The following is a 7,133-nucleotide window of genomic DNA, read 5'->3' as shown; positions in this document are numbered from 1 at the left end:
CCGCCAGAGCCTTATAAAGGTAAAGGTGTTCGTTACGCTGATGAAGTTGTGCGTCGTAAAGAAGCTAAGAAAAAGTAAGGAGTTAGTACGATGGATAAAAAATCAGCTCGTTTACGTCGCGCTACTCGTGCACGTAAAAAAATTAGTGAATTGGCCGCGCATCGTTTGGTTGTTAACCGCACACCGCGTCACATCTATGCTCAGTTAATCGCTCCAAGCGGTTCTGAAGTATTGGCGTCGGCTTCAACAGTTGAAACTGAACTAGCTAGCAGCCTTAAAGGCACTGGTAATTCAGCGGCAGCAGCAGCTATTGGTAAAGCGATCGCAGAACGCGCTATAGAAAAAGGCATCAAATCAGTTGCTTTTGACCGTAGTGGGTTTAAATATCACGGTCGTGTTAAAGCATTAGCTGACGCAGCTCGCGAAGCTGGTCTTCAGTTCTAGGAGTTAATTATGGCTAAAGTAGAAGCTCAACAACAAGGCGACTTGTTGGAAAAATTAATCGCTGTGAACCGTGTATCTAAAGTAGTTAAAGGTGGTCGAATCTTTAGCTTTACTGCTTTGACAGTAGTAGGTGACGGTAATGGTCGTGTTGGTTTTGGTTACGGTAAAGCACGTGAAGTGCCTGCTGCTATCCAAAAAGCTATGGAAAAAGCACGTCGCAATCTTGTGACTGTTGATCTTAATGGCAACACACTACAGCATCCGATTAAAGGTCGTCACTCAGGCTCTAAAGTTTACATGCAGCCTGCATCTGAAGGTACTGGTATTATTGCCGGTGGTGCGATGCGTGCAGTACTTGAAGTGTCTGGTGTACAAAACGTACTTTCAAAATGTTACGGATCTACAAATCCAATTAACGTTGTGCGTGCAACTATCAATGCGTTGACAGAAATGAATTCGCCTGAATCAGTTGCCGCTAAACGTGGATTATCTGTATCGCAGATTTTGGGGTAATTGAACATGGCAACGATTAAAGTTAAGCAAACAAAAAGCTCAATCGGTCGTCTACCTAAGCATAAAGCTACGCTTACAGGTTTAGGTTTACGTCGCATCGGTCATGTTCGTGAATTAGAAGATACCCCTTCTGTCCGTGGCATGATCAACCGTGTATTTTACATGGTTGAAGTAGTGGAGGAGTAACAGATGAGACTTAATACTCTTGCTCCTGCACCTGGAGCAAAAAATTCTGGTAAACGTGTGGGTCGCGGTATGGGCTCTGGTCTTGGAAAAACTGGTGGCCGTGGTCACAAAGGTCAAAAGTCTCGCTCTGGCGGTTCTGTAAAACCTGGTTTTGAAGGCGGACAAATGCCAATCCAACGTCGTCTTCCTAAGTTTGGTTTCACTTCTCGTAAATCTTTGGTTTCTGACCAAGTTACGTTGAGCGAAATTGCTAAGGTTGAAGGCGAAGTGGTTTCACTTGAAACTTTAAAAGCAGCAGGTCTTATTAAGAAAGAGATCTTGTTCGTTAAAGTAATGAAAAGTGGTGACATTGCACGTGCCGTTACAGTTAGTGGTTTAAAGGTATCAAAGGGCGCACTTGAAGCAATCAATGCGGCTGGCGGTAAAGTAGAGGAATAGGCTAGATGGCTAAACCAGGACAGGACTCAGGCGCCAAAGGCGGCTTGAGCGAGCTTAAATCAAGATTGTTGTTCGTACTTGGTGCGATCATAGTATTTAGGTTAGGTTCTTTCGTACCTATTCCTGGTATTGATGCAGCGGTGTTGGCTGAATTATTCGACCAACAAAAAGGTACTATCGTAGAGATGTTTAACATGTTCTCCGGTGGTGCTCTTGAACGCGCATCAGTTCTAGCCCTAGGCATCATGCCTTATATAACAGCTTCCATCATTATTCAGTTATTAACTGTAATGCATCCACCTATGATGGAGCTAAAAAAGGAAGGCGAAGCCGGTAAACGCAAAATTAGTCAATATACAAGGTACTTCACTTTAGTATTGGCTACATTCCAAGCAATTGGTATTGCAACTAATTTACCCAACCTGATGCAAGGTTTGGTAATGAATCCTGGTTTCGGTTTTTACTTTACAGCAGTAGTGAGCTTAGTCACTGGAACTATGTTCCTTATGTGGTTAGGTGAACAAATTACAGAGCGAGGTATTGGTAACGGTATCTCAATTCTGATTTTTGCCGGTATAGTTTCTGGTTTACCTTCTGCTTTAGGTAATATCGCAGAGCAAGCTAGACAAGGTGAAATTAACTTATTGTTCTTGTTGTTGATTGGTGTGATTGTAGCCGCCGTAACTTACTTTGTTGTTTTTGTTGAACGTGGTCAACGACGTATTGTCGTTAACTATGCTAAACGCCAACAAGGTCGTAAAGTATTTGCTGCACAAAGCACGCATTTACCTTTAAAAGTTAATATGGCTGGTGTAATCCCTCCCATTTTCGCTTCAAGTATAATTTTGTTTCCGAGTACCATTGCAACATGGTTTGGTCAGAATGAATCTATGTCTTGGTTACAAGATGTAGCGTTAATGTTGTCTCCTGGACAACCTTTGTATGTGATGTTTTATGCTGCGGCGATTATATTTTTCTGTTTCTTCTATACTGCGTTGGTTTTTAATCCACGCGAAACAGCAGACAACTTGAAAAAATCAGGAGCTTTTGTTCCTGGAATTCGTCCTGGTGAGCAAACATCAAAATATGTTGATAAAGTAATGACACGCCTAACTTTGGCAGGTGCACTTTATATAACCTTTATATGTTTAGTGCCTGAATTCATGACTATCGCTTGGAATGTTCCATTCTACTTTGGCGGTACATCACTACTAATTATGGTAGTGGTAATTATGGATTTCATGGCGCAGGTGCAGACACATTTGATGTCAAATCAATATGAGTCTGTTCTTAAAAAAGCTAATCTTAAAGGCTACGGTCGTTAGACCTAGCTGATAAGTTAGCCATTTACGGAGTGATGAAATGAAAGTTCGTGCATCCGTCAAGCGGATTTGCCGTAGCTGTAAAGTCATTAAGCGCAACGGTGTTGTGCGTGTGATTTGCAGTTCTGACCCTAAGCATAAGCAAAGGCAAGGTTAATCATATGGGATTGGGGAATCAACTAAATACATTAGTGCCTCAATCCTTAATTGCAATTTAGTCATTGGGTAAGTATCCTATCGGGCTTTTTAGGCTAATGACTATTAATTTAGAGGAGTACTGTTAATGGCCCGTATCGCTGGCATTAACATTCCTGAACACAAGCATACTGTAATTGCGTTATCAGCAATCTACGGTGTTGGCTCTACACGTGCGAAAAGCATTTGTGTTGCTGCTGGTGTTGCAGAGAATACTAAGATCAAAGATCTTAATGAAGAACAGATTGATAAGTTGCGTGATGAAGTAGCTAAATTCACCGTTGAAGGTGATCTACGTCGTGAAGTATCAATGAGTATTAAACGTTTGATGGATTTAGGTTGCTTCCGTGGTATACGCCACCGTCGTAGTCTTCCTCTACGTGGTCAGCGCACTAAAACTAATGCGCGTACCCGTAAGGGTCCTCGCAAAGCAATAAAACGATAAGCGGGGGATACTATGGCTAAAGCACCAACCAAAACGCGTAAGCGCGTAAAACGTCAAGTTGCTGATGGTATGGCTCATATCCATGCTTCTTTCAACAACACGATAGTGACGATTACTGACCGTCAGGGCAATGCTCTGTCATGGGCAACGTCTGGTGGTTCAGGTTTCCGTGGTTCACGTAAATCTACACCATTTGCTGCTCAAGTAGCTGCTGAACGCGCTGGTACAGCCGCTCAGGATTACGGTTTGAAAAACATAGAAGTGTTCGTTAAAGGTCCAGGTCCAGGTCGTGAATCTGCGATCAGAGCTTTGAACGCTGCTGGTTATAAAATCACTAATATTACCGATGTGACACCTATACCTCACAACGGTTGTCGTCCACCGAAAAAACGTCGCGTTTAATCGACGGACAGTTGGAGAAAGATCATGGCAAGATATTTGGGTCCAAAACTCAAACTTAGCCGTCGCGAAGGAACAGATTTATTCCTTAAAAGCGGCGTTCGTGCAATTGACACGAAATGTAAAATTGATAATGCACCTGGTCAGCATGGCGCCCGTCGTGGACGTTTATCTGATTACGGTGTTCAATTACGTGAAAAGCAAAAAGTACGTCGTATGTATGGCGTATTGGAAAAGCAATTCCGTAACTACTATAAAGAAGCAGCACGCTTAAAAGGCAACACAGGTGAAAACTTGTTACAACTTTTAGAGCAGCGTTTAGACAATGTAGTATACCGTATAGGTTTTGCTAGTACTCGTGCTGAAGCACGTCAACTAGTTAGCCATAAAGCCATTTTGGTGAACGGTAAAGTTGTTAACGTTCCTTCTTTTAACGTTTCTGCTGATGATGTTGTGTCTGTTCGTGAAAAAGCGAAAAAACAAGCACGTATCGTTGCTGCTCTAGAGCTAGCTGATCAGCGTGAGAAACCAACTTGGATTGAAGTAGACAGCAAAAAAATGGAAGGTACTTTTAAACGTCTTCCAGAAAGAGCTGATTTATCTGCTGAAATTAACGAACAGTTGATCGTCGAACTTTACTCTAAGTAAAGCTTAAAGAAGAGAGGAAACAATGTCGGGTTCTGTAACTGAATTCTTAAAACCAAGATTAGTTGAAATTGATAACGTCTCGTCAACTCGTGCAAAGGTCACACTTGAACCTTTAGAGCGCGGATTTGGCCATACGCTAGGTAACGCGTTACGTCGCATTCTATTGTCTTCAATGCCTGGATGTGCTGTAACAGAAGTTGAAATCGATGGTGTTCTGCATGAATACAGCACCAAAGAGGGCGTACAGGAAGATGTTATTGAGATATTGCTTAACCTTAAAGGTTTAGCCGTGTGTCTTGAAGGCAAAACCGAAGCAACACTAACTCTAGTGAAATCCGGTGCGGGCCCAGTATTAGCTGGTGATATCCAGCATGATGGAGATGTGGAAATTGTTAACCCAGAGCACTTAATTTGTACTTTGACTGGCGAAGCTGATATCAGCATGCGCATTAAAGTAGAAATGGGTCGTGGTTATGTTCCTGCATCAACTCGCCGCTCTTCAGAAGAAGATGATCGTCCTATTGGTCGTTTATTGGTAGATGCTTCATATAGTCCTGTTGACCGTATTGCTTACAATGTTGAGTCTGCTCGAGTAGAGCAAAGAACTGACCTTGATAAGCTAATTATCGATATGGAAACTAATGGTACGATTGATCCTGAAGAAGCAATTCGTCGTTCAGCTACAATTTTAGCTGAGCAATTAGACGCATTTGTTGAACTTCGAGATATTTCTGAGCCAGTAGAAAAAGAAGAGAAACCGGAATTTGATCCGATTTTACTTCGTCCTGTTGATGATTTAGAACTTACTGTTCGTTCAGCTAACTGTTTGAAAGCGGAAGCCATACAATATATTGGTGACCTAGTACAGCGTACCGAAGTAGAGTTGTTAAAAACTCCTAACTTAGGTAAAAAATCTCTTACAGAGATTAAAGATGTACTTGCTTCTCGTGGACTTTCTCTAGGCATGCGCTTAGAAAACTGGCCACCTGAGTCAATCGCAGAAAAAGATTAATCTAGTTTTTAGTTAAACTGATTTGTAAAGAAGGATAAAACTATGCGCCATCGTAAAAGTGGTCGTCAGTTAAATCGTAACAGCAGTCATCGTCAAGCAATGTTTAAAAACATGGCTAGTTCTTTGGTTAAAAGTGAGTTAATTAAAACCACTTTACCAAAAGCGAAAGAATTGCGTCGCGTAATTGAGCCTCTTATCACTCTTGCTAAGCAAGACAGTGTTGCTAATCGTCGTTTGGCGATGGCACGTACTGGTGATAAAGAAGTTGTTGGTAAATTATTCAATGAGTTAGGCCCTCGTTATGAAGAGCGTCCTGGTGGATATGTTCGCATTTTAAAATGTGGCTTCCGTACAGGTGATAAAGCTCCTATGGCTTATGTTGAACTAGTTGACCGCCCTGAAGTTGAAGCAGTCGAAGAGATTGAAGAAACTGAAGCGGAATAAGTTATCGTAAGATACAAAAAAGCCAGACTTATGTCTGGCTTTTTTATGTTTAAAGATAAAGACTAACAAAAGGTTTACGAAGTCCGCTCTGTCTTACTTATCTAGTATTTTAGCTAATTCTTCTGTTGTCGCCCCGCCGTTAATTGCATATTTCCCTAGATCCTCTAGATTTACTCCAGAATTCTTTGCCGCTTCAATTATTTTATTAACATTTTCTTTTTGAGCTTTAGATTCCTTAACGGCTGTTGTAATAACTATCTCAGCATCATTAGGGAATAGCGCTAATAAAGCTTCTACAGCATATTCACCGACAAGCGGGACGGCGCCGATTGCTGATTGCAATATATCTACTATCTTATTCGGATGTTCTTTGGCTAAAGACTGAACAATATAATCAGCTGAATCTGGTTCAGTGATTACCGCAATACGTACAATATCTTTAAGTTCTTCAGGGGTAGAGTGCGCTGCAGCTGTTACCACGAAGTCAACATAGCTTGGGTCTGCATTAATAGCTGTCTCTACAATACTTGTGCAGCTACTTATCCCTTTCTCAATAGCTATGCTAACGACTTCTTGCGCTAGCGTGGGCTGTGCAGATATAGCTGAATGTATAATTTCTTTATATTTATCAGGATAAAGATCAAGCGCAGTACCTACTATGGATGCTGCTTGTTGTGGGTAATGACCTACTATTGTTTTAATAGCTCTGCTAAGACTGGCATTTTGTTGAATTTGCATTTGCACAAATTTTTCATTTATTTGTGTTGCGTTTGTCGTATCCGTACTTTGATTTGCAAGTGCTCCATGCATTTGTATTAATGAGCTTACCGCAAATGTTAGCCCTATGAACTTTTTCATACTACAGATACCTAATACAACTTAAAATAACTATGTTTGAGACAACGGTGTCTAGAAAGGGTTCAATTTAACAATAATTTAACGAAACATACAGATCTTTAATGAGTTTGTTTAATAAACGAGCTAAAAAGCGGTCTTTTTGAAAAAAATAGAAAAACTTTAAAAAAGGAGTTGCAGTGGATGAAGTTATGTCTATAATGCGCACCTCGCTTCGGGGAGTCACTTAAAA

General features: G+C 41.1%; 12 protein-coding genes and 1 pseudogene. 12 read left to right on the top strand and 1 reads right to left on the bottom strand.

The genetic code is table 11. The features are described from left to right. From ACSHXM_RS20200 to rplQ, 12 genes and pseudogenes are all read left to right on the top strand, one after another. A pseudogene (locus ACSHXM_RS20200) lies at window positions 1–78 on the top strand (50S ribosomal protein L6); the annotation flags it as partial. Between the two features lie 12 nt (window positions 79–90). Then, window positions 91–444 (top strand): 50S ribosomal protein L18, encoded by a 354-nt coding sequence (rplR, locus tag ACSHXM_RS20195; RefSeq protein WP_339725912.1) that lies wholly within the window; start codon window positions 91–93, stop codon window positions 442–444. Window positions 445–453: 9 nt separating this feature from the next. Next, complete coding sequence (gene rpsE / locus ACSHXM_RS20190; protein WP_158971303.1) at window positions 454–957, top strand: 30S ribosomal protein S5; 504 nt, start codon at window positions 454–456, stop codon at window positions 955–957. 6 nt (window positions 958–963) lie between these two features. Beyond that, window positions 964–1,143 (top strand): 50S ribosomal protein L30, encoded by a 180-nt coding sequence (rpmD, locus tag ACSHXM_RS20185; RefSeq protein WP_235313410.1) that lies wholly within the window; start codon window positions 964–966, stop codon window positions 1,141–1,143. 3 nt (window positions 1,144–1,146) lie between these two features. Next, the gene (gene rplO, locus ACSHXM_RS20180) at window positions 1,147–1,581 is read left to right on the top strand and encodes a 50S ribosomal protein L15 (protein WP_435691929.1); all 435 of its coding nucleotides are present in this window, start codon (window positions 1,147–1,149) and stop codon (window positions 1,579–1,581) included. A 5-nt stretch (window positions 1,582–1,586) separates the two neighbouring features. Continuing rightward, complete coding sequence (secY, locus tag ACSHXM_RS20175) at window positions 1,587–2,906, top strand: preprotein translocase subunit SecY (RefSeq protein WP_435691927.1); 1,320 nt, start codon at window positions 1,587–1,589, stop codon at window positions 2,904–2,906. A gap of 37 nt (window positions 2,907–2,943) precedes the next feature. Next, entirely contained in the window at window positions 2,944–3,060 is a 117-nt protein-coding gene (rpmJ, locus tag ACSHXM_RS20170; protein ID WP_166425245.1) for a 50S ribosomal protein L36, read from the top strand. A 126-nt stretch (window positions 3,061–3,186) separates the two neighbouring features. Next, window positions 3,187–3,543 (top strand): 30S ribosomal protein S13, encoded by a 357-nt coding sequence (gene rpsM, locus ACSHXM_RS20165; protein ID WP_235313407.1) that lies wholly within the window; start codon window positions 3,187–3,189, stop codon window positions 3,541–3,543. A 12-nt stretch (window positions 3,544–3,555) separates the two neighbouring features. Beyond that, window positions 3,556–3,945, top strand: coding sequence for a 30S ribosomal protein S11 (gene rpsK / locus ACSHXM_RS20160; protein ID WP_007625676.1), 390 nt, complete (start codon window positions 3,556–3,558; stop codon window positions 3,943–3,945). A gap of 24 nt (window positions 3,946–3,969) precedes the next feature. Continuing rightward, on the top strand, window positions 3,970–4,590 hold the full coding sequence (gene rpsD, locus ACSHXM_RS20155; RefSeq protein ID WP_435691923.1) for a 30S ribosomal protein S4: 621 nt from the start codon (window positions 3,970–3,972) through the stop codon (window positions 4,588–4,590). Window positions 4,591–4,612: 22 nt separating this feature from the next. After that, window positions 4,613–5,602 (top strand): DNA-directed RNA polymerase subunit alpha, encoded by a 990-nt coding sequence (locus ACSHXM_RS20150; RefSeq protein ID WP_435691921.1) that lies wholly within the window; start codon window positions 4,613–4,615, stop codon window positions 5,600–5,602. Between the two features lie 42 nt (window positions 5,603–5,644). Further along, the gene (gene rplQ, locus ACSHXM_RS20145) at window positions 5,645–6,046 is read left to right on the top strand and encodes a 50S ribosomal protein L17 (RefSeq protein ID WP_435691919.1); all 402 of its coding nucleotides are present in this window, start codon (window positions 5,645–5,647) and stop codon (window positions 6,044–6,046) included. A gap of 93 nt (window positions 6,047–6,139) precedes the next feature. Here rplQ and ACSHXM_RS20140 read toward each other — a convergent pair whose 3' ends face one another. Further along, the gene (locus tag ACSHXM_RS20140; protein WP_435691917.1) at window positions 6,140–6,904 is read right to left on the bottom strand and encodes a hypothetical protein; all 765 of its coding nucleotides are present in this window, start codon (window positions 6,902–6,904) and stop codon (window positions 6,140–6,142) included. Window positions 6,905–7,133 lie beyond the last annotated feature (229 nt).

Source organism: Paraglaciecola sp., from assembly GCF_051252315.1.
Taxonomy (GTDB): domain Bacteria; phylum Pseudomonadota; class Gammaproteobacteria; order Enterobacterales; family Alteromonadaceae; genus Paraglaciecola.
This window is presented reverse-complemented; position numbering and strand designations above follow the sequence as displayed.